Below are 21593 nucleotides of genomic sequence, written 5' to 3' on the forward strand. Positions count from 1 at the left end.
TAGAAAACAGGTCATGGTTGTCGAAAATCGATTCAGACAACCATCAAATTCAATCTCAAACAATAAAACTCAAAAAAATGAAACGTTTATTATTAATTATGTTGGTGCTACTATGCACCAAAATAGCGGTCAACGCTCAAGATAGCTCCGCTACCCAAACCATTCGCGGCACCATTGTAGATGCTGACAGCAAATCAGGAATTTATGGGGTAAACATCAAAATCGTAGACAGTAACCCATTAAAAGGAACCATTACAGACCCAGACGGAAACTTTAGGATAGAAAATGTACCGGTTGGTCGTGTTTCGCTTCAGTTAAGCTTTGTAGGTTACGAAAGCAGAATCATATCAAACATCATTGTTAATGTAGGCAAGGAAGTCGTCTTGGAGCTTCAAATGCAAGAAGTAGCCATAGACCTTGATGACATAGTGGTTACTCCAGAAATTGAAGAAGGCGTGCCCGCTAATGAAATGGTTTTGATCAGTGGCCGGTCTATTTCTATGGAAGAACTAACACGGATGGCAACAGGTTTTAACGATCCTGCTATGATCACGTCAAACTTTGCTGGTGTTGCGAATGCTGGAGATGGCGGAAACGATATTATAGTAAGAGGAAACTCGCCAAAATATGTGCAATGGAGACTAGAAGGTATGCCAATGACTACTCCAAATCACTTTGGTGATCAAGGAATGATTAATGGTACCACCGGAATATTGAACAGTAACCTGTTAGCCAATTCCGATTTCTTTACGGGCGCTTTTTCACCAGAATTCGGAAACGTAATTGGAGGTATTTATGACATCAAATTGAGAAAAGGTAACAACGAAAAGCAAGAAGCTATTGCTGGTATTGGTTTATTGGGTACAGACCTTACTTTAGAAGGACCTCTAAAAAAAGGGTACAATGGTTCTTACCTAATCAACTATCGTTACTCAACTGCGGATGTATTAAATCAATTGGGGGCTTTAGATGTAGAGGGAAATCCTAAATTTCAAGATGCCGCGGTTAAGTTTCACCTGCCTACAAAGAAAGCTGGGCTCTTTTCAGTATACGCTTTAGGGGGAATAAGCAGCCTTGGTTTTGACGATGTTCAGCCAGACGACTGGAATATTCCTGGATCAGACGAAATGATTCCGAACCTTCAAACTGAATTTGACAAAAAGTCTTTCCTACTCAATACAGGGGTTAGCCATACCTACTTTTTTACAGATGATAACTTTATTGAAACTGGGCTTTCGACCACTTTTGATGGAGTAAAAGATGATGTGTTCCGCAATGAAAGCGATACAGAACGTATTCATAGTTTGAAAAGTGATTTACAAAAATCGGCATATAGAGCGCAGGCAAACTATCATCATAAACTAAATGCAAAAAATAAAATTCAGGCGGGAGTGATCTACACCCTTTTTGATTATAAGAATAAACAAATCCGTCAAGATTTTGGCGAAAACCAAGCTACTCCGGTGTTAGATTTTAACGAAAACATGGGCAATATGAGAAGCTATATTAGCTGGAAACATCGTTTCAATCAGGATGTTACCCTTGTAGCAGGAGTACATAATACCAACGTTTTCTTCAACAAAAAACACACACTTGAGCCCAGATTAGCCCTAAGCTGGCAAATGAGCCAGAAGAGCAAGCTTAATTTCGGTTATGGAAACCATAGCACCATGGAAGGAGTGAATCATTACTTCGCTCAAATAAGAGATGGGAATGGCAACCTTACACAGCCCAATTTAAATCTTGATCTTTTAAAAGCACATCATCTAGTATTGGGTTACAACTACAAAATCAATCAAAACTGGGATTTTACCCTAGAAATGTACTATCAAGATCTTTATGATCTACCCGTTGAAAACAATGTAAATAGTATTTTCTCTACCGTAAATGAAGACCTAGATGTTACTTATGTAGCTTTAGTAAATGAAGGCAAAGGAACAAATACAGGTATTGAACTTACCATAAACAGAAGCTTTGCCAATGGTTACTACTTTATGGCCAATACCTCTGTCTTCGAATCTCACTATACCGCTTTAGACGGTGTAGAGCGTAGTACTCGATTTGATAGTGATTACCGCATCAATATTTTAGGCGGACGAGAGTTTTCAGGTTTAGGTAAAAAGAAAAACCAGACCATTGCCATTAACGCTAAACTCTTTTTACAAGGAGGACAAAAAATACTACCCCTACTTAGAACGGAGTCAGGCAGCTTAAATGTAGACCCAGACAATAATGAGTTTTGGGATTATAGCAAAGCTTACCAAAACAGTTTAGAAGACCTCTATGCCCTTACACTTTCTGCAAGCTTTAAATGGGACAAAAAGAGAACTACCCACGAACTGTTAGTTAACCTAGAAAACATAACCGACAATAAAGGGAAACTGAGAGAGTATTACGATGCAAACGAACCAGGAGGAGTTGGCTACAGCACTCAGTTCGGCTTGCTGCCAAACTTGATGTACAAAATCTACTTTTAAGTAAAGAATCATGAAAATTAGAATACTCATTTTAGGCATTCTTGTAGCGGTTTTTCTTATCAGTAGCCACTTAAAAGGACAAGGTCCGCAAACAAGAACTAAGCTAATCAAGGAAGTATTCCATACATATACTCAGGAAGAAGGCGTGCATAATGCCTTCTTCCAAATTGAGTCAGCCAAATTAGAAATAAATGAAAGCTTCGTTTTTGGGGCTTTCAAAAATGGAAATAAGGTTACTTCCAATACACCATTCTATACGGCCAGTATTGGTAAAACATTCACAGCTGCGGCCATTGCTCAACTTGTAGACGCAGGAAAACTCGGCTTTAACGATAGAGTTGTAGACTATTTAGGTGATATGATTAGTGGCCTTCATGTAATTAATGAGCAAGACTACACGAATGAGCTAAAAATACATCACTTGCTAAACCACACTTCTGGGCTGGCCGATTACTTTGAAGATAAACCTGAGGGTGCTCAATGAGCTTTCTAGTGAACTACCAAAACTCACAATTATTGGCCATTCGGGCCTTACAGGGTCGTTTATGTACTACTGTCCAGAATTGGATACTTACCTCAGCGGCACATTTAATCAAACTGAATTATTACAAAATCACATCGTCTTTATTGCCGAACTACTGACAAAGCTAAAAGCGAATAATTAGAAAATTTAGCAAAATGAATACAAGAAGAATTATCGTAGCAGGATCGACCGGCTATCTGGGAACACATATTATTAAAGAGCTACAGTTTAGGAATGCTGACTTTGAAGCAATCACTCGAAACGAAATAAAACTACAGGTGCTTGGGTTGAAACCTCAGCAAATTATAACCGCTGAAGTAACTCAACCAGCAACTCTGAATGGTGTTCTTCAAGGAGCAGACGTACTCATTTCAACAGTAGGTATAACTCGCCAAAAAGATGGTGCTACCTATATGGATGTAGACTATCAAGCCAACATGAATCTACTCATCGAGGCCAAAAAAGCTGGCATAAAAAAGTTCATCTATATTTCAGCCATTAATGGCGAACAAATGCAGCACCTCAAAATTATGGCGGCCAAAGAAAAGTTTGTAAATGCACTAAAAAACTGGGGTGGCGATTACTGTATTATCCGGCCAAATGGCTTCTTTTCTGACATGAAAGACTTTTTAGAAATGGCTAGAAAAGGAAGAGTCTACTTATTCGGAAACGGTGAGTTTAAGCTTAACCCTATCCACGGAGCAGACCTTGCTAAAGTAGTAGTAGATGCAGCTTATTCTAATCAAAAGGAAATTGAAGTCGGTGGCCCAGACATTCTTACTCAAAACGAAATAGCAAAACTAGCCCTTAAAGCTTGGAAAAACCCTGTTAAAATTACCCATATACCCAACTACTTAAGAAAATTGCTCATTGGGTCATTAAAAACATTTACCTCACAAAAAACCTACGGGCCATATGAGTTTTTTCTCACCATGATGGCCCAAGATAATATAGCTCCGCGCTATGGAATTCACCGTATTGAAAGTTTCTTCGAAAAAGAGGTCGACCAATTAAGTAAAATGAATTAGCGCTGATAGGTGTAACAATCTTTTGCATGGCCACAATTAGGTAGATGACAGGCCCCGACCGTTAATTTATAATTATTGAGAAAGCCGTTTATTCCTCCACTTGGCAACTCGGTTCGTGCCGAACAGGGAAATTACAAGAGTTGGCAATGAAGCAAAGCTCATTGGCTTTATGATGCAACTGATTAGCTTCTTCAGTTCTACTCTTGTCTGTAATTGTAACGGTTGGTCTTAGTACTACTTCGGTAAACCGGCCACCGCCATTGGGCGTTTCTTCCATTGTACCAGAAACGTTATCAACATACTCCACTACCGTAATTCCAGCGTCCGCACATAAGTGTAAATAAAATAACATATGGCAGGCCGACAGCGAAGCCACCAGCATATCTTCAGGGTTGTGCTTGGTGTTGTCGCCTCTAAAAGCGGGATCGGACGAACCTAAAATTTCTGGCTTTCCTTCTACCTGAATACTATGACTTCTTTCATAAGCTCGGTATGAACTAGTGCCCGTTCCTTTATTTCCAGTCCATTCTATTTTTACATTGTAGCTGTGATGCTTTGGCATTGAACAAGATTTATGGTGGTTAAATCAAAAGCCAATTTACATGGCCTTACATAAATTCGATCTTCCTCTATTGAATATATTTCTTAAGAAATAGCTCAGCTTTTTACGAAACTGCCAATTGCAACGTGAGAGTTTTAGGTCATCAAAATAAAACGCAATAGGTAGAAATATCAACAAGCCTTACCCTTCGCTCAGCCAAGCGAAAAATGGCTGTTGATGGAGAGGGTTTTTGAGTTGTAAGACACTACTGCCTATAGGTTTGTTGGCTGCTGGATTTTTCTTAATGGCTCAATATCGTTAATGTCATTTTGTATACCCTGTTCCTTAAATTCAGAAGCTATATTTAATTGAACTATATCCCGATCATTTTTCCAATATATAATACTTAAAAATGAGATAGCGATTTGAACTTTTAAATCAAGGTTGTCGGGTTCATCTTGTAAACTCCATTTACTCTTAATTTCTTTATTTGCCTCGGTGTTGATGTCAATAATAGAGGCATATACTTTTAAGTCTTCGTTAATAGGGATTAATTGTAACTCTTCAATTTCTTCTTCCTTTATCTCTCTGTGCTCTAATGCAGGTAAGTCACTTTTATTCAAAATATAAAAAGTATTCTGACTTTGATATTGGGTAGAAGGGTAATATTCAATGTTGTGTTGGAACTTGCTTTTATTGAGGGCTTCCTTCAAATTATACCCAATGTTTATACCAACAATTAAAGCTTCGTCTGAATCACCAATTATTTTATCCAATGCAGTGAGTATATTTTTGCTATTGAATAAATAACGTCTTGTTCTAGCTATTGAGAATGAGTTTGGTATAAGCCGTTTTATGTTATTTGTTACAATTGAACTTGCAAATACTGTATCAAAGTTTAGATGTGGGATATCGTCTTCCGTAAATGCTGATTTGGACATTAACGTTTTTGCACCATTGACAGTTAGCTTTAGTTCACTATCATCAAAGGAATCATTCTTTTCTATGAATAAAGGTTTATATTCGTTGAATGCAGAACTAATTATCTCGTTTGATTTTTCATAGAAGTCCTCAATTTTTGTATCAGCAAGGTTTGCATTAAGTTTCTGTTGTCCTATTTTTTCTTGTATGGCAGTTTTTAACTCTTCTATGAATTGATAAAACTCTTCTTTTTTTGCCTCAATAATTTCAAAGTAGCCCAATTCTGAAAAAAGAGATTTATTTTCCAAAATGTCATTCAAGCATTTTTCAAAGTAAGAAGCGCTGTCTAACCAATTTGATAATTCTGTTACTGAATCAGGAAGGCTTGGCAAACCCGTGAAATCTTGATAAGTATAGTACTTATTTAATGAATATTGACGGACATATAGAACAGTTATGTAACTGCAAATCCAATAATTGACTTGTCTTCTATTTCCTAAATTATCAAGTTCGGGGAAATAATATTTCAAGTCGATTGGAGTTTTTCTGTTTTTAAATTCATTTCTAAATATCTCAAACCAATAGAATACCTCTGTCATTGACTGAGGAAGCAATACGTACTTTGGAGGTTGTGATTGAGAGTATTCTAATAAATAATTGATAAGTTGGTATTGCTTTCTATAAAGTACAAGTCCCCCTAACGCGTAATGAAATTCTAAAAACTCATCTCTTTCGTTTTTTCGTTTATCAATTTCGGTTTGGTTTACTATCCCACCCTCGTCAACGCTATAATCAGTGTAAACGGGTTGGAGTCGGAAGTCAAAATATTGATTAGAGTTGGCCCAAAACATTTTAACCAATCTCGGTTTATCGCAGATTGTAAAAAGATTTCTCCAAAGCCAATTATAAGTTTCTTCAGAAATAGGTATTTCTTCCAAATCTTCACCCAATAACCAAGTTCCACTAACTGCTCGATGCTCAATTGCTTTAAGCTTTTTATTATCGGTATTGGTCACCTCAATATTCAATTTGTTTACAAGGAAATAGAGATCAATTGGATAAATAAGCGGTGAGTCTGAATCATTATTTCTTCTAATTGAAGAAAATACCTTATAGTAGAACTCTAATAAAGTTTCTTGGAGGTGTTCGTCCTGTTTTTCAATGGCGTAAAAAGTAATTTCATTAATCGCTTTTAGGCAATACTGTTTCTTGTCAGGGTTCTTTTCTATCAAGTCATACTTTTTACGTAAGCTTTTTAGTATAGAAGTAGACTTACCGTTGTACAAAACCACTTTATCCAACCAAATAAAAAAGAATACCGTCAGGATGGTCGATAATCCAAATACTGTTAGTTGTGCCGAGTTATTGACGAACCAATTATCCCAACCAAAAGGAGGTGGAAATTGAAAAATCAAGAATAAGAATGAGAACAGAGTTAAATATAGAGCTAGTTTAAAAAATGTGGTTCTAAACTCCTTCTTGAGAACGGTTATGGAAATTGATTTCTGGGGAAACTCATCATTGAATAAAACGGGTATATATTGAGACTTATACTTCTCTCCAATATTCGATATTTTATCGACAATAATAGGGTAGGCAATACCTAATATTGCGATGTCAATTGCTACACATATCTCAATGATGTTTTCTGGAATCATTTTTCTGTTAGTCTTTTTTAGCTTGCAGCCAACGTTAGCTATCGCTCACTTTTATGAGCGTTATGTTTTTTACAATTTCCAGAAAAGCATGATGGGTGAAAGCGAGAGGTATGTTTTTCTAGAATAAAGAAAGACATTTAAGAGAATATTTACAAGGGCTAAATCGTATCTCTCATTTCTGTGTGCCAGAGGAGGTTTCTCAGCGGAAAATAGAAGCTCGCAAAGAAACCCTTTGGCGCATAACTGCTAGCGCTTGTTGGCATCAGTTAATTTATCTAATAGCTTATCTGAATTTTGCCGATTATCCCAAATCACAAGTAGTTTGATGTATTTGGGAGTATTCGTATAAAATAGGGAAACCGTTTTATGTACTACGAGTTTCCTGATTTGAGTATTTTGAAAAGCTGTGCCAAGTTCAGGGTTATTTTGGAGTTGGTTTATTCGATATTCCAGTTGTTCAACAAAGCCATCATTGATGTTGGAATTCCATAGTTCGAGAATAAAATCTGAAGTTTCTTGAAGGGTTTTCTTGGCGGTTTCAGTCCACAGAACTTCTTTCATCGCATATTCAGAATATCCCTAACATTGGTATGCTTAATGAGGTTTTCCTCTGGCTCAGCTTCTGCCATTTTTAGTAATTCTACTATTGCTTTAGGAAACTCATCCAAAGAAGACTTTTGAAACCCTGTTATTTGATCAATTATCGCCTCGTCTTCAAGGTTTGTTATCCAGTTAATAAGCGATATTTTCTTTTGTTCGATCGTCATGAAGTAAAGATAAAGATTTTCGTCATCAAGTCAATTGAAGCAAACATTGAAAAGCCAGAGCACCCTCCATTGCATAAATATCCCAACTCATTTCCGTAAATTGTCCCTTTCAGCAAAGCCTGTCCATGGCAAAAAAAGGCGAAAAGTGGAGGGCTAATTTTTTGAATTAAGAGAATAAAAAACCGATGCTCAAAAAGCGAATTTTCAGTTTAATCATACTTTGCCAGGTAGTGGGCATATCACTATTTGCCCAAAAATATCCTTACCAGAACGCTAAGCTTCCGGTAGAAGAAAGAGTGGCTGACCTTCTTTCAAGAATGAGTTTGGAAGAAAAGGTACGGCAGATGGACATGTACAATGGGGCTAACCATAAGGAAGGGGAAGCCTTTTCACTAGCGTTGGCCAAGGAGTTAATCGGAGAAAAATTGGGTGCAGGCGCGGTACACGATTACTATCCGAAAGACGCCAAGGCAGCCAATCAACTTCAAGAATTTATCATCAACAATAACCGCTGGGGAATTCCTGCACTACTTATGTCCGAGTTTTTGCACGGCTATATGGGTGAGGGCAGTACTGCTTTCCCCATGAATATTGGTCTTGGCGCTACTTGGGACAAAGCCTTAATGGAAAAGGTGGGGCAGGTCATTGGCACTGAAGGCCGGGCGCATGGCGTACATTTCGGTTTAGGCCCCAACCTCGATTTGGGCAGAGAACCTCGCTGGGGAAGAATTGCAGAAACGCTGGGAGAAGACACTCACTTATCTGCCGAACTCGGTACCGCCTTGATCAAAGGCATTCAAGGAAAAGACTTGAGTTCTGACCGCTCGATGGTAGCAGAACCCAAACATTTTGCCGCCCACGGATCTCCACAATCGGGAGGAAATGCGGGACCTGTTTTGTTGGGAGAAAGGTCGGTAAGGCAAGATTACCTTCCCGTATTCAGAAAGGCATTTATGGAAGGGGGCGCTTTGGGTACTATGGCGGCTTATTCCGAAATTGACGGAATTCCCAATGCCTCCAATGAATGGCTGATGACCGAAGTGCTCCGAAATGAATGGGGTTTTAAAGGCATCGTGGTTTCTGACCTTGGTGCGATTCGCTTTTTGCAGAGCAGCCACAAATCCAGCGATTCTCCAAAAGAATCTATCCGGCAAGCCATTTCTGCGGGCATCGATATGCAGTTTTATGACTTCCCAAATGATCAATTTCAGCAAACCATTATTGAACTGGTGAACGAAGGATCGCTTGATATCTCAAAAGTGAACAGGGCAGCATCAGGCGTTTTGAGATTGAAATTCTTGTTGGGGTTATTTGAAAACCCATACACAGAGCAAAGACTTATTGACGAAAGAAATCACAGTCAGAAAAACCAAAATCTGGCCTTGGAAGCAGCCCTAAAGTCAATGGTATTGCTTAAAAATGAAGGTGATTTATTGCCCCTCAGTAAAAACTTGAAGAAAGTGGCGGTGCTTGGGCCATTGGCCGATGAGTCCGTTTTGGGTGGCTATTCTGTGAAAAACAAAAAAGCCATCACGGTTTATGAAGGGGTAAAGCAATTGCTCGGAGAAAATACAGAAGTAGTGTATTCCGAAGGTGTTCCCCTCATTTATAAAGGTCAACCCATTCCGATGGCCAACTTTAAAACCAAAGACAAATCGCAAAACGGATTGAACGCCACATTCTTCAACAATAGAAATGTAGAGGGCGAACCCGTGCTCACTAGAATTGACAAGCAAGTAGCCTTTGAATGGCCGGGTTCTCCAGGCGAAGGAGTGGGTGAAGATCACTTCTCTGTCACATGGGAAGGTTACCTTCAGCCAGATGAATCATTTAACGGATGGTTAGCCGTCAGTTCCGATGATGGCGTAAGGCTTTGGGTGGACGACAAACTGGTGATTGACAATTGGGAAAAGGGAGCGACAAGCATTGAAACCACGCCAATGGATTTTGTAAAAGGCAAGGAATACAAAATCAGGATGGACGTATGGGAAGGTGGTTATGGCGCCAAAGCTTATCTCAACTGGAACATGCAAAAGCCAGATTTGACCGAGGCGATCGCGCAGGCAAAATCATCAGATGTAGCCATTGTGGTGGTCGGTGAATCGAACGAACTAGTTGAAGAGAATAAAGACGTAAGCAGCCTAGAACTCTACGGACTTCAGAAGGAATTTGTGGATGCCATTCTTGCTACTGGAACTCCCGTAGTATGTGTTGTGCTCAACGGCCGCCCCTTATCCATTAACAGTTTAGATCAGAAAGTGCCTGCCATTTTAGAGGCTTGGTTTCCTGGAGAAAAAGGAGGCTTGGCGGTGGCACAAACCTTATTTGGAGACTATAACCCTGCGGGTCGTTTACCTGTTACCGTTGCCCGAAGTGTAGGCCAATTGCCCATGTATTACAGTGCCAAACCCACCAGAAATCACCGCTATGTGGATGAGAAAATTACACCACTCTACCCTTTTGGCTACGGTTTAAGTTATACCTCTTTCGATTATAAAGACCTTCAGATTACCAACCAAGGGGAAGGAAAAATTCACATCGAAGTGACGGTCACCAATACCGGAAATCAAGCAGGTGAAGAAGTAGTACAGCTTTACCTCAGCGACTTGATCAGCTCTGTAACCACAGCGGTAAGGGAACTCAAAGGTTTTCAACGGATCCACTTCAATGCTGGAGAAAGCAAGCGCGTGAGTTTCGATTTAAAACCTGAAGATCTTTCCCTTTGGAACAGGAACATGGAACGGGTAGTTGAAGCGGGCAAGTTCAGAGTAATGGTTGGAAAGAATTCTCAGGAAGGGCAAAGCGATACTTTCACTATAGAATCAGCGATTAAACTGAAGAATTAAATGATTGATTAGAAGATCTACATTAAGCGATTAGTAATTTATTCCGCGCACTTCATAAACCAAAACCTCCTCGCTTGGTTAATTAAAAAGCACATTTCATAACCGCTATGGAGAATTATGAAGTTATTTGTAGAGGATAAAATTTACATTGAAAAGATTAATTAAGAATCGTTTTTTAAGAATACTGACCCGAGTCATCATCGGTGTGCTTATTTTTTTCGGTTTGCTGGTTCTTTTTATTCGTAGTCCTTGGGGGCAGGATATTATCGTAACCCGTGCAGTAAGTTTTATTGCCAATAAAACAGGTACCGAAGTAAGCATCGATAGGCTGTACCTTACTTTTTCGGGTAACCTTTATGTAGAAGGACTTTATTTGGAAGATGAGCAGCAAGACACGCTTGTTTATTCTAAAGATTTAGAGGTTTCTGTAGCGCTAATTCCATTAATCAAAGGAAATCGAATTAATGTGAAATCTGTTGACTGGGATGGATTGAAAGCCAATATTCACCGACCTGCTTCAGGTGAAAATTTTAACTACAATTTCTTAATCGAGGCTTTTGCTTCTACAGATACTACTGCAACCAACACCGCTTCTTCGGCCAGCCCAGAGATTGAGATTGGAAAAATAAGGCTCAGCAACTTCAACATTACCTATAACGATGCGCTAATGGGCATGAAAGCCACCGCGCTTTTAGGTGAGCTCCATTTGGACGTAGACGCCTTGGACCTAGAGCAAATGATCTATGAAATTGATGAACTCTCCATTGCCAATAGTCAAATCAAATACGAACTCAGTAAAGCAACTGCGGTAGACACAGCCCAAACCAATAGCGACCAAACTGAAGATTCTCTCCTTCCAACCCTTTCTGTAAGTGCATTGGTGCTGAAAAATGTAAGCCTAGATTATAATGCAATTCCAGACCAAACTACCGCAAAACTCGAGATCGGAAATTTTCGGGTTAAACTGCCAACAGCCAACTTAACAGAACAAAAAATTGTATTGGATGAATTGAGCTTAGATAACTCCAAAGTTTTTGTAAAGCAGCTGTCAAATAATACTCAAGCTGTTCCGCAAGACTCAACTTCAACATCTGAACCTTTTGTTTTTGAATGGCCGAATTGGAACGTGGAAGTCAATGAAATATCGTTCAGTAAGAATAACATTACCTTTCAAACTACAGACAGTTTACCCGAAAATGGAGTTTTCAACCCCAATTGGCTAGTAGTCGAAAACTTTAATTTTGATGCAGATGATATTGAATACCAACCGGGCAAGGCGAGCATGTCCATCAATGAGTTTTCCTTTACTGAAAGAAGTGGGCTTGCACTGAATAAACTGGCTTTTGATTTGAATGTAACGGACGAATCACTCTCAATTGAATCGCTAGATTTTGCTACAACGAGAAATATGCTTTCGGGTGATTTAAACCTGAATTATACCTCCATAACGAACTTCATCAATAACCCTGACGCAACTCAAATTACTGCCGATTTAGATGAATTTGAAATCGACTTGCTCGAAGCAGCAGTCTTTAGTCCAGAATTGGCTCAGAATGAATCCCTTCAGTCGCTTTCTAAAAGGAAAATCACTGGGCAGCTGAATGTAAATGGCAGCCTAACCGACTTACAAATTTCTGAGGCTCTGGTGAATTGGGGTAAGCAAACCGCTATCAATATTGCTGGCCGAGTAACCAACCCAACAGACCCCGATCAGTTAAGGCTCGACCTGCCAACTTTAAGCGCCAAAACCACCAGAACCGACATTTCTCAAATTATAGATACTACAGGTTTAGGCTTGGGTTTACCAGAAAACATGGCCTTGGCCGGAACTTTCAAGGGCGGCCTGAATGATGCGCAAACCAACCTCACACTCAAAACCACAAGTGGAAATGTTGAGGTAAAGGGCCAATTCAGCCAAAACAAAACCATCACTTTTGATGCAATGCTTTCTGCAAAAGAACTTCAACTCAATCGATTGCTTCAGAATGAACAACTCGATACGCTCAGTTTTACAGTAGAACTAAAAGGAAGCGGAGCCAGCTTGAATGAATTAACCGCAGAGCTAAAAACAGATTTCGAACGACTGAAATACAACGGATACGATTTTTCTAATCTGGAATTGTCAGGTAAAATCACCAACGGAAATGGAAATATCGACTTGCGTTTTAAAGACGAAAACCTAGACATGGCCATGGAAACTAAGCTAGCACTTGATTCTGTTGCGCCAAAAATCAATACCAATTTAACTGTGAAAGGAGCCGATTTGTACGCTTTAGGTTTGAGTTCACGAAATATAAAAACTGCCTTTGTTTTAGATGCTAGCTTTGAAGGCAATGCTTCAAGTTTCGATTTAAAAACTAAACTGAATGATGGTATAGCAATTTATAACCAAGAGGCTTACACATTCGGAAGCTTCAATCTAGTGGCTAAATCAGCTGCCGATACTCTGGATATAATGATCGACAGCCAAACCATTGATGCAAAAATTGTGGCCAATAAAGGCTTAATGGAAATTCTTCCGCTATTGCAACAAGAGTTTACCCGCTACCTCGAAAATGGTGGAAATTTTTCAGCCCAAGATTCGCTGAAAACTGATGCTACCTTAAAAATGACGATGGTGGCAAGGCCAACCGCCCTAGTTTCAGAAGTGCTTTTACAAGGCTTAGAACGCATGGATACGATTGGTTTCGAATTTGATTTTGATGCAATGACTAACAAGCTTTCAGCAGAACTAATGGCCCCATACATCAATTTTCAGGGCACAGAAATAGACAGTTTGGGATTCAAAATAAATGGAAAAGACGATTATTTAGACTTCCTTTTAGGCTGGTCACAGGTAAGTTCTGGCCCAGTTACAATTGACAAAACCAAACTGCAGGGCAAAGTAGATGCAGGTACAGTTACTTCTCGTTTCAACATTATCAGTAATCAAAAAACACTTATCAACATTAACTCAGAAGTGAACCTTACAGGCGACACCATTCAGGTACACTTTATTCCTGACACCCTAATATTCAATAGTGAACAATGGAATATTTTAGAGAGCAATCAGGTTACGCTGGCCAGTAGATACATCAACATCAATGGTTTTGAGCTTTCCAATGGGGCACAGAAGGTAACATTAAGCACAACATTGCCTGGTCATGAACAGAAACACCTAGGCGCTGTTTTTAGTAATTATCAGTTAAGCACAATCACCAGCCTTTTTAATGCCGAAAAGCCACTGGCCACTGGAATACTCAATGGTGATATTATCATGGAAAACCCCTTCAGTGGTTTTGGAGTAATTGCTGGGCTAAATATTTCAGATTTGGCGGTTATGGAAGTGCCTTTCGGGCAGTTGAAATTAGAAGCAGAGGGAGCTGGGGTTGAAAAATATCAGGTTGATCTTTCGTTGAAAGGAGATAATGCAGACCTAAATCTGACGGGAAATTACACTGCTTCGGCTACCGGTGGTGATTTGAATCTAAATCTCGACTTGAACGAAATAAAAATGTCGGCCATAGAGGCTTTTTCAAATAATAGCCTTTCCCAATCGAAGGGTAGTCTCTCTGCAAAAGTAGACGTTTCTGGAAATGTGAATGAGCCAAAATATACTGGAACACTCAATTTTAAACAGGTTGGTTTTTTGGTGAATGAATTGAACGCAGGCTTTAGTATTGATAATGAACAGTTAAAGGTAGATAACTCGGGGCTATTTCTCGATAGTTTCACCATAACCGATGGCGACAATAATGACTTTGAACTGGCGGGAAAAATTTTAACCGATGACCTAGTAAACCCAACCTTCGACCTAAAAGTACAAGCCAATAATTTTAGGGTCATTAATTCAGAAAAAGAAGACAGCGACCTTTTTTATGGGCAATTAAATGTAGGGGCAGACCTCACCATTACTGGCGATTTGAACATCCCAAAAATTAGAGGAAATCTAGAAGTAATAGATGGCTCAACGCTCACATTTACAGTGCCCGAATCGCAGTTAGAGCTAAAAGAACGTGAAGGAGTAGTGCTCTTTGTCAACCGAGAAAACCCCGATGACATTTTAACAAAAACAGACCCGAGCGAAGTTTCCGCAAACTCTGCCGTAATTGCTGGCTATGACATTGAAACCATTATTTCCATAGGCGATAATTCTGAATTCAACATCATTATTGATGAATCTACAGGTGACAATTTACGTGTAGTGGGCAATGGAGATTTCAACCTAAATATAGAACCCAACGGCAGAATTGGTCTTTCTGGTAAATATGAATTAAGTGGCGGCCATTACGAAGCCAATGTTTTCAACTTGGTAAAACGCAGGTTCGAAATTGCACCGGGCAGTAGCATTTCGTGGTCGGGCGACCCTTACGATGCCGAACTTGACGTAAGCGCGATATACAACATTAAAACATCAGTTGAACCTTTGATGGCGATAAGAACATCTGCCGAAGCTACTGGTGCCGAAGCTTCTTATCAGCAGCGGCTTCCGTTCGATGTATACATTAATGTAGATGGCGAATTGCTCAGCCCTACCATTTCCTTCAATTTAGACATGCCAGAAGAAGAAAGAGGCTCATTAAGCGGAACCGTTTACAGCCAAGTTCAACAACTGAATAGTCAAGAAGAAGAACTGAACAAGCAGGTATTTTCATTGTTGGTTTTAAATCGGTTCTTCCCAAGCTCAGGAAGTGACGGCAGCAGCGGAGGGCCTACTTCAATGGCTTTAGATAATGTAAACAATGTACTTTCTGGCCAGCTTAATAATTACTCCGAAAAAATCTTTGGCAATACAGGTATCGATGTGGGTTTTAACCTGAATAGTAACGCAAATAATGGTGGGCAAATACAAACTCAACTTGGCATTACCGCCAAAAAGGAGTTTTTCAATGACCGACTGATTGTAAAAGTAGGTAGCGAAGTAGATGTAGCCGGTAGCCAAAGTGCTTCGGAAGGAGCGCCAATTATTGGCAATGTGAGCTTAGAATACCTGCTAACGGAAGATAAACGATTGCGCCTTCAAGGTTTTAGTAGAAACCAATACGAAGGCGTAATTGATGGTCAATTGACGGTTTCGGGTATTGCGCTGGTGTTTACCCGCGAGTTCAATAAATTCAAAGAGCTTTTTGCCAAACAGGTAAAAGAAGAAGTAGAGAAACAGGAAAAAGAGAATAACAATAAATGAGTTTTCGTCAGTCATCGGTTCGATTAATTTTTGCATTGCTCGTGAGCCTAGTATTGTTCAGCTCTTGCAGTGTAAGGCGGTTTATTCCTACAGACGAATACTTATTGAAATCGGCTAGTGTTTCCATTAGCGCCCCTGATTCGGTGAAAAATATTGGTGGGGTTGAAGAAGAACTGGAGGGACTTTTACGGCCAGAACCCAATTCTACATTTTTGGGCATGCGCGTGGGTTTAAATGCCCATTATAAATCTCAAAGAGAAAACCCCGGCTTTATAAGTAAATATTTAAACAGAAAGTTTGGCGAAGAACCGGTTTACTTATCCGATGTAGACTCTAGCCGTACCATGGACTTAATTACCAACAGGCTAGAAAACAACGGTTTTTTCAATGCCAAGGTCTCCTCTTTAACCACTACAAAAAAGAAGCTGGCCAGTATAAAATACAGCGTAGAATTAGGCCAACCCTATACTTTGGAGCGGTTTGAACTGGACTCCGCAGCAGGTACAATTTACGAGGGCATTGCACAGTCATTAAAAGAAAGCACCATTACAAAAGGTAGCCGCTTTAGCTTAGACATGATGCAACAAGAACGTGAAAGAATAGATACCTACTTAAAAGAAAGAGGCTACTATAACTTCAATGCAGACTTCCTGATTTTCGAAGCCGACACTAACCAATACAATAGCAGGCGATTCAACCTGTTTTTAAGGTTGAAAAAAGAAGTGCCACAAAAAGCTCTATTGCCTTATAAACTCAATAAGGTTTACGTTAACCCAGATTACTCCTTTAACAACAAAGCATCGAAGGCAGACGCCTATGCCGTAAACGGAATTAACTTTATTCAAGACCCAGAGTTCTTCAAACCCAACCGAATGACTCCCTACATATTGTTTAAAGAAGACCAAGTTTATAATCCAAAAATTTCACGACTCACCAGTAGCCGCTTGTCTTCCATTGGCGCGTATAAATTTGTGAATATCCGCTACGAACCCGCCTTTGATGAAGTAACCGACCAAGACACTTTAGGCTTAGATGCCAATATTTTCCTGTCTCCATTAAAAAAACGATCCGTTCGGGCAGAGTTAAAAGCAGTCACCAAATCGAATGGTTTTGCCGGCCCTGCTTTGGCGGTGGTATACAGTAATCGTAACCTTTTTAGAGGCGGAGAAACACTTAACCTATCTGGAAATTTTGGTTATGAAGTTCAATTGGGTTCAGGAGAAGCAGAAGGTTTGAGCAGTACACAATTTGGTTTAGAAACCGGGCTTGTAATTCCACGCTTACTTCTACCTTTTAATGTAAAGGACACTGTGCTTTATGCGGTGCCGAAAACCAATATTAAGCTTGGTTACGATTTATTTAGCCGCAGCGACCTCTATAATCTCAATGCGTTAAATTCCAGTTTTGGTTATAACTGGCGAAATACCCAGGCCATTTACCATGAGCTCAACCCCATAAATATCAATTATGTAAACACCTCTAACATTACTCCAGCCTTTCAAGAAATTCTCGACCGAAACAGTTTCCTTCAAAGTAGTTTTGAACAACAGTTGATTACTGGAACCACTTATAGTTTTATTTATAATCAGCTTACAGAAGGCAAAAAGAGAAACCCTATTCTGCTAGTAACCAACTTTGAGTTTGCAGGAAATGCGCTGGATTTGGTAAGCAAAGATTCCAATGGCGATGGGCAAGAAACGCTGTTCGGCATTGCATATGCGCAGTTTTTTAAGGCAGATTTAAACTTTGTATACAACTACCGCCTCAGCAGCAAACAAACCATAGTAGGACGAATTTTTGGCGGTTATGGCTTGCCTTATGGTAATTCCGAAACGCTCCCGTTCTCAAGGCAGTTTTTCTCTGGTGGTCCTTCTAGCGTAAGAGCATTTAGGTCCCGATCACTTGGGCCGGGCTCTTATGATCCTACCGTAGAAGATCAAGGCGCATTCTTCGACAGGGCTGGCGATATTCGTTTAGAAGCCAACATTGAATACCGTTTCCCTATCTACTCTTTCTTAAAAGGAGCGCTCTTTGTCGATGCTGGTAATGTTTGGCTCAATAATGAAAACGCAGCCTTGCCGGGCGGAAAATTCAGCAAAGATTTTATTAAGGAACTGGGCATTGGCTACGGTGCAGGCTTAAGGGTCGACATCCAAAATTTTGTTATCCGACTCGATTTGTCAAGCCCATTCAGCAAACCATATCTGCCAATTGGCCAACGCACCGGCTTCGATTTATCCGAAATACTCTTCAATTTTGGAATTGGTTATCCTTTTTAACGGTTTAGTCAATAATGGCTATTGTATCCGCTTATGCCTTATGCCCCTCACCTGACTTATGCGATGGGCTTTTCCGTCAGTACCGCAGGTCGGACGGGAAAAGGCGTAAGTAAAACTGCTCAGTAGCTTTAGACGCTATGAGATTAAGCTTCCACAAACCCCTAATCTTTTGTATGTTTAAAAGGTTAACAGTTACATTTTTAAAAACCAACCCTATGGCTACTCCTGAAGAAATGGCGCAAACCATGATCAATAACCTTCCCGAAAAAACAGGTAAATCTTTAACCGAATGGCAGACTTTGTTGGCTGCATCTGGTCTACAGAAACACGGTGAAATCATGAAGCTGCTGAAAGGCGAACATGGGGTAACTCACGGTTTTGCTAACCTGATTGCCCAAGTTTATTTAAAACCTGAACTGCTTGAAAACAAAGTGGCCGAGAATCCAGACGAAGATTTACTCGCAGGAAAAGAGGCCATTGCAGAAGTGTACAAAAAAGCCAAAGCACTTTTCGAAAACGTGAATGGCGAAGTAGAATTTGCCTACAAGAAAACCTATATCAGTCTTCGGACACCAAAAAAGCAGTTTGCTTTGTTACAGCCCAGCACCAAAACGAGGGTAGATATTGGTCTCAATTTAAAAGGAGTTGAACCAGAAGGAATTGTAGAAGCCGCAGGCAGTTGGAACAGCATGGTTACCCACAGAATCAAGCTTTCTTCGGTGGAAGAAGTGGATGCTTCTTTGGCCATTTGGGTGCAAAAAGCCTACGATGCCAACAGCTAATGAATAAGTTTTTGGTTCGTTGTATCCGTTTTAGCAGCAGAGAAACCCTCCAAAAGTTGTTATAATTAGATCTTCCGTGGTAAATTATTCCATCTAAAGTTGAAGCGAGAACTTTTGGAGGGTTCTGTCAATCGAGACTGTCCCAAAAAATAACCAGGATTTTATTTCAAACCCGAAAACAGCAAACCATGTCGAACCAAGGTTTAATTATTGAAGAACGCAACCGAGATATTGGCGATTTTATTGTAGGCCGACTGATTCCGTTTAGGAAAAAGCGTATGGTGGGTCCGTTCATCTTTATCGATCACATGGGGCCTGTCACAATTAAGCCCGGCCATTATATGGACGTTGGGCAACATCCGCACATTGGCCTTTCTACCCTCACCTATTTACTGGAAGGCGAGATTACTCACCGCGATACCTTGGGCACTGAGCAATTGGTTACTCCCGGCTCTGTAGGTTGGATGACGGCTGGAAAAGGAATTGTACATACCGAACGCACGCCCCAAAACAGACGAGACGGCAGTGAATTTACCGCCCATGGCTATCAAATCTGGGTCGCTCTTCCGAAAGAATTAGAGTTTATGAAACCACAGTTTTCTTATACTCCAAAAGAAGATTTACCTACCTGGGAAGAAAACGGTTTGCAATTTAAGCTGGTGGCTGGCCAAGGTTTTGGACATCAATCACCCGTGCCCGTTCATTCCGAATTATTTATGGTAGAAGTAAAATCTACTGCGGAAACCCTACTTAATATTGATGGCCAACTTTCTGGCGAAATTGGGATTTGCATTGTGGAAGGGCATATTATGGCTTGCGATGAACGCGTAAACAAAGGCAATATGTTGGTGTCGAAAGAAGAAGATCTTTGCAAAATTACGCTTGGAGAAAACACACATTTATTGATTTTTGGCGGGCAGCCTTTTCCGGAAGAAAGGCATATCTACTGGAATTTTGTAGCCTCAGAAAAAGCCACACTCGAAGCCGCCAAAGAACGCTGGAAAGCCAAAGCCTTTGACATGGTGCCCGGTGAAACTGGCTATATTCCGTTGCCGGGGTAAGAAATTCAATTATCTGGTAAGCAGAACTGAATGATCTCGAAATAACTATTCACATTCTTTTAAATATCTTTAACATATGAATAAAGATTTAACCTCTTCTAAGCTCCACAGAAAAAATATACTTAATAATACAACTGCTTTAAAAGCTGTATATGATGAGATATCTTTCCCTGGGGTTCTGTTCGAAGGGAAATTTAGATATACTAAAAAACAAGTTGCTGATTTCTTCAATATTGACGATAGGACTGTTGACCGTTATATTGAGCAAAATAAAGAAGAAATAGATGATTCTGGATACGAAGTATTAACGGGTAATCGTCTGAAAGCATTTAAGTTATCCTATGGTAGCGACATCGATGTCGCTACCATAGATGACAGTTTTAAAAAAACATCAATCTTAGGGGTTTTCACCTTCAGATCATTTCTAAATATAGGAATGATTCTTACAGACAGCGAAAGAGCAAAGGTTCTCAGGGCATTTTTACTTGATATTGTAATTGACACATTAAATAAAAAACTCGGAGGAACAACTAAATACATCAATCAAAGAGAGGAGGAGTTTTTACCAAGTGCAGTCAGAGAGCACAATTACAGACAAGAGTTCACAAATGCTTTAGACCATTATATAGATGAAAACAAATTCAAATATGCACAACTCACCAACAAAATATATGTGAGTATTTTTAAAGAAGATGCAAAAGAATACCGGCAAATACTCAAACTCGGAAATAAGGAAAGTGTCCGGTCCACTATGTACTCAGAGGTACTAGATTTAATATCTAGTTACGAGAATGGCTTTTCAGACTATCTCAAAAAAGCGTTTACGGAAAAAGGAGAGAAGCTGAGGCTTTCAGAAGCCAATAGCTTATTTGACCAGTTTGAAGCGCTAACCAAATCGATATATGACCCGCTAAGAGAAAAAGCAAGGAGCTTAATGGCTAGTAGAGATATGGCTTTTAGGGATGCTTTACATGAGAAACTCAAATCATATATAACTCACTTGTCCACGGAGGAGTTTGACAAGTTTCTTGGTGAAAAGAGCATAAGTCTTGAAAAAAGAATCAACGACAATATTGAAGTGTTCAAGAGGCTGAAAGAAAGGTAATGCAAGAATTTTTATATTTTGATATAGAACACTCAGTCAGAGCTCATGACTTTATCATCGAAAAATCAGGGGGTAGAAAGGGGGTATTAGACCTTGGAAAGATCGAAAGTGTTTTGGAGCATATTCAAAATGATATCTATTACCCTGAGCTGGAAGATAAAATAACACATCTTGTCTATTCAATCAACAAGCTTCATGCGTTCAATGATGGCAATAAAAGAACAAGTATTGCTCTAGGTGCTTATTTTTTGGAGATAAATGGTATTGACTATTGTATAGACAAATTTATAGTTGAAATGGAAAACTATGCTGTCCATGTAGCGAACAACATAATAGACAAAGACCTCCTTCAAGAAATTATTAGCTCCATATTATATGAGGATGATTATAGTGAAGAATTGAAATTAAAAATTATTGATGGATTAAAACAATAAAATCACC

General features: G+C 39.6%; 14 protein-coding genes. 10 read left to right on the forward strand and 4 right to left on the reverse strand.

Features of this window, described 5'->3' with window-relative positions; genetic code table 11:
* The first annotated feature begins 77 nt into the window (after positions 1 to 77).
* From AWW67_RS07735 to AWW67_RS07745, 3 genes are all read left to right on the forward strand, one after another.
* Positions 78 to 2477 (forward strand): TonB-dependent receptor, encoded by a 2400-nt coding sequence (locus AWW67_RS07735; RefSeq protein ID WP_062301530.1) that lies wholly within the window; start codon positions 78 to 80, stop codon positions 2475 to 2477.
* Between the two features lie 10 nt (positions 2478 to 2487).
* Positions 2488 to 2961 carry a serine hydrolase domain-containing protein gene (locus AWW67_RS07740; protein WP_062300942.1) on the forward strand — a complete coding sequence of 158 codons (474 nt, stop codon included), beginning with the start codon at positions 2488 to 2490 and terminating at the stop codon, positions 2959 to 2961.
* A gap of 194 nt (positions 2962 to 3155) precedes the next feature.
* On the forward strand, positions 3156 to 4028 hold the full coding sequence (locus tag AWW67_RS07745) for an SDR family oxidoreductase (protein ID WP_062300943.1): 873 nt from the start codon (positions 3156 to 3158) through the stop codon (positions 4026 to 4028).
* Between the two features lie 88 nt (positions 4029 to 4116).
* On the opposite strand, the gene AWW67_RS07750 is transcribed toward AWW67_RS07745, so the two are convergent.
* The 4 genes from AWW67_RS07750 to AWW67_RS07765 form a co-directional block, all read right to left on the reverse strand.
* Positions 4117 to 4590, reverse strand: a complete 474-nt coding sequence (locus AWW67_RS07750) for an OsmC family protein (RefSeq protein WP_062300944.1) — start codon at positions 4588 to 4590, stop codon at positions 4117 to 4119.
* A gap of 251 nt (positions 4591 to 4841) precedes the next feature.
* On the reverse strand, positions 4842 to 7148 hold the full coding sequence (locus AWW67_RS07755) for a hypothetical protein (protein ID WP_062300945.1): 2307 nt from the start codon (positions 7146 to 7148) through the stop codon (positions 4842 to 4844).
* A 246-nt stretch (positions 7149 to 7394) separates the two neighbouring features.
* Positions 7395 to 7709, reverse strand: a complete 315-nt coding sequence (locus tag AWW67_RS07760; RefSeq protein WP_062300946.1) for a type II toxin-antitoxin system RelE/ParE family toxin — start codon at positions 7707 to 7709, stop codon at positions 7395 to 7397.
* On the reverse strand, positions 7706 to 7915 hold the full coding sequence (locus tag AWW67_RS07765; RefSeq protein WP_062300947.1) for a hypothetical protein: 210 nt from the start codon (positions 7913 to 7915) through the stop codon (positions 7706 to 7708). The genes AWW67_RS07760 and AWW67_RS07765 overlap by 4 nt, the downstream gene beginning before the upstream one ends.
* A 185-nt stretch (positions 7916 to 8100) precedes the next feature.
* Here AWW67_RS07765 and AWW67_RS07770 point away from each other — a divergent pair, with 185 nt between their 5' ends.
* The 7 genes from AWW67_RS07770 to AWW67_RS07800 all read left to right on the forward strand — a co-directional run bounded on the left by AWW67_RS07770 (position 8101) and on the right by AWW67_RS07800 (position 21586).
* Entirely contained in the window at positions 8101 to 10761 is a 2661-nt protein-coding gene (locus tag AWW67_RS07770) for a glycoside hydrolase family 3 protein (protein ID WP_062300948.1), read from the forward strand.
* A gap of 148 nt (positions 10762 to 10909) precedes the next feature.
* Positions 10910 to 15925 (forward strand): translocation/assembly module TamB domain-containing protein, encoded by a 5016-nt coding sequence (locus tag AWW67_RS07775; protein WP_062300949.1) that lies wholly within the window; start codon positions 10910 to 10912, stop codon positions 15923 to 15925.
* Positions 15922 to 18204: a translocation and assembly module lipoprotein TamL gene (gene tamL / locus AWW67_RS07780; protein ID WP_062300950.1), complete on the forward strand. Its 2283-nt coding sequence runs from the start codon at positions 15922 to 15924 to the stop codon at positions 18202 to 18204. Before AWW67_RS07775 ends, tamL begins: the two co-directional genes overlap by 4 nt.
* 173 nt (positions 18205 to 18377) lie before the next feature.
* Entirely contained in the window at positions 18378 to 18986 is a 609-nt protein-coding gene (locus tag AWW67_RS07785; protein ID WP_260311364.1) for a DUF4287 domain-containing protein, read from the forward strand.
* A gap of 188 nt (positions 18987 to 19174) precedes the next feature.
* Positions 19175 to 20047, forward strand: coding sequence for a pirin family protein (locus AWW67_RS07790; protein WP_062300951.1), 873 nt, complete (start codon positions 19175 to 19177; stop codon positions 20045 to 20047).
* A 76-nt stretch (positions 20048 to 20123) separates the two neighbouring features.
* The gene (locus AWW67_RS07795) at positions 20124 to 21152 is read left to right on the forward strand and encodes a hypothetical protein (RefSeq protein WP_062300952.1); all 1029 of its coding nucleotides are present in this window, start codon (positions 20124 to 20126) and stop codon (positions 21150 to 21152) included.
* Entirely contained in the window at positions 21152 to 21586 is a 435-nt protein-coding gene (locus tag AWW67_RS07800) for a type II toxin-antitoxin system death-on-curing family toxin (protein ID WP_062300953.1), read from the forward strand. Before AWW67_RS07795 ends, AWW67_RS07800 begins: the two co-directional genes overlap by 1 nt.
* Positions 21587 to 21593 lie beyond the last annotated feature (7 nt).

This window comes from Roseivirga seohaensis, assembly GCF_001592945.1.
In the GTDB taxonomy this organism is placed as follows: domain Bacteria; phylum Bacteroidota; class Bacteroidia; order Cytophagales; family Cyclobacteriaceae; genus Roseivirga; species Roseivirga seohaensis.

What these genes read in the sequence shown, in the direction of transcription:
- AWW67_RS07735 (WP_062301530.1), top strand. Translation starts at nt 78, where the DNA reads ATGAAACGTTTATTATTAATTATGTTGGTGCTACTATGCACCAAAATA.
- AWW67_RS07740 (WP_062300942.1), top strand. Translation starts at nt 2,488, where the DNA reads ATGAAAATTAGAATACTCATTTTAGGCATTCTTGTAGCGGTTTTTCTT.
- AWW67_RS07745 (WP_062300943.1), top strand. Translation starts at nt 3,156, where the DNA reads ATGAATACAAGAAGAATTATCGTAGCAGGATCGACCGGCTATCTGGGA.
- AWW67_RS07750 (WP_062300944.1), bottom strand. Translation starts at nt 4,590, where the DNA reads ATGCCAAAGCATCACAGCTACAATGTAAAAATAGAATGGACTGGAAAT.
- AWW67_RS07755 (WP_062300945.1), bottom strand. Translation starts at nt 7,148, where the DNA reads ATGATTCCAGAAAACATCATTGAGATATGTGTAGCAATTGACATCGCA.
- AWW67_RS07760 (WP_062300946.1), bottom strand. Translation starts at nt 7,709, where the DNA reads ATGAAAGAAGTTCTGTGGACTGAAACCGCCAAGAAAACCCTTCAAGAA.
- AWW67_RS07765 (WP_062300947.1), bottom strand. Translation starts at nt 7,915, where the DNA reads ATGACGATCGAACAAAAGAAAATATCGCTTATTAACTGGATAACAAAC.
- AWW67_RS07770 (WP_062300948.1), top strand. Translation starts at nt 8,101, where the DNA reads ATGCTCAAAAAGCGAATTTTCAGTTTAATCATACTTTGCCAGGTAGTG.
- tamL (WP_062300950.1), top strand. Translation starts at nt 15,922, where the DNA reads ATGAGTTTTCGTCAGTCATCGGTTCGATTAATTTTTGCATTGCTCGTG.
- AWW67_RS07785 (WP_260311364.1), top strand. Translation starts at nt 18,378, where the DNA reads ATGTTTAAAAGGTTAACAGTTACATTTTTAAAAACCAACCCTATGGCT.
- AWW67_RS07790 (WP_062300951.1), top strand. Translation starts at nt 19,175, where the DNA reads ATGTCGAACCAAGGTTTAATTATTGAAGAACGCAACCGAGATATTGGC.
- AWW67_RS07795 (WP_062300952.1), top strand. Translation starts at nt 20,124, where the DNA reads ATGAATAAAGATTTAACCTCTTCTAAGCTCCACAGAAAAAATATACTT.
- AWW67_RS07800 (WP_062300953.1), top strand. Translation starts at nt 21,152, where the DNA reads ATGCAAGAATTTTTATATTTTGATATAGAACACTCAGTCAGAGCTCAT.